General features: G+C 49.1%; 2 protein-coding genes. One reads left to right on the top strand and one right to left on the bottom strand.

Features of this window, described 5'->3' with window-relative positions; translation table 11 throughout:
• Positions 1–44 precede the first annotated feature (44 nt).
• On the top strand, positions 45–515 hold the full coding sequence (gene sodC / locus R7Q47_RS26120) for a superoxide dismutase [Cu-Zn] SodC (RefSeq protein WP_411912890.1): 471 nt from the start codon (positions 45–47) through the stop codon (positions 513–515).
• Between the two features lie 27 nt (positions 516–542).
• Here sodC and R7Q47_RS26115 read toward each other — a convergent pair.
• Positions 543–1,090: sensor histidine kinase (locus R7Q47_RS26115; RefSeq protein WP_411912889.1), on the bottom strand; the 548-nt coding region annotated here is incomplete at its 5' end.

Here is a 1,090-nt window from a genome sequence, read left to right as displayed (position 1 = left end):
TGTTAAAAGGATTGCTGTGCATCTCAGCGGCGGCTGCTTTCGTGATGACACCAAACGCGTTGGCCCAATCAATCACCATGACCGATTTGGGTACTAACCAAGCCGTCGGTACGGTGGAGCTATCAGAGAGTGACTACGGAATTGTATTCACGCCGAATCTGTCAGGAATTCCAGCCGGACTACATGGTTTTCACGTCCACGCTAACCCATCCTGTGACAGTGCAGAAAAGGACGGTAAAACCGTAGTAGGTGGCGGTGCGGGCGGCCATTACGACCCAGACAATACTGGCCAACATGGTTTTCCATGGACCGATGGCAACCATCTTGGCGATCTGCCAGCGTTGTACGCCGACATGGAAGGAAACGCCAGCCAACCGGTTTTAGCTCCACGCCTCAAAATGTCGGATTTAAAAGGCAGAGCCTTGATGATTCATGCTGGTGGGGACAATCACTCGGATCAACCAGCCAAATTAGGTGGCGGCGGTGCGCGCATTGTGTGTGGCGTGATCGACTAAATCATGATCTGTCTGATTCACACTTCCTCATGCGGCAGGAAGTGTGAATCGTTGTGTAAACCGATGCGATGTCGCATCGGTTTCAAGATGACTGTGATGCAGCATTAAAATGGACTGGACAATTTTAGTACCAATGCCTAGCGCGCCAGCTTGCGCATTCAGCTCTATTTGGTTGGAAAAAGTAAAACTAACTTGAGATGTATTATCGCCCCGTTTTACATCGCAACTCACGGTCGCATCCGACGGACTATGCCGAAGTGCATTTTCCAATAAATTCAATATCAATCGTTCTAATAACCCCTTATCACCTATCACTTGGATTGGCTCATCTACGGTAATGTTCAACGTCACGCCTTTACGTTGAAACTGACTTTGCATGGTTTCGGCGCATTCTGCCATTAGTTGGCTAATATCAATCGGAAGATACTCATAGCTCGGCAGCGGAGCTTCTTGTTTCGCCACATCCAACAGAGCGTGCAATTGCTGGGAGAGTTTTTCACTGTTGCGAAACGCCACTTCAATGAGCGGATCGGGGTCAGGATGCTGCAAACGCCAAGTTTCCAAATATCCAAGCA

It is taken from the genome of Vibrio sp. Vb0349, assembly GCF_033338975.1.
The sequence above is the reverse complement of the archived record's forward strand: the minus strand, read 5'-3'. Positions and strand labels throughout refer to the sequence as shown.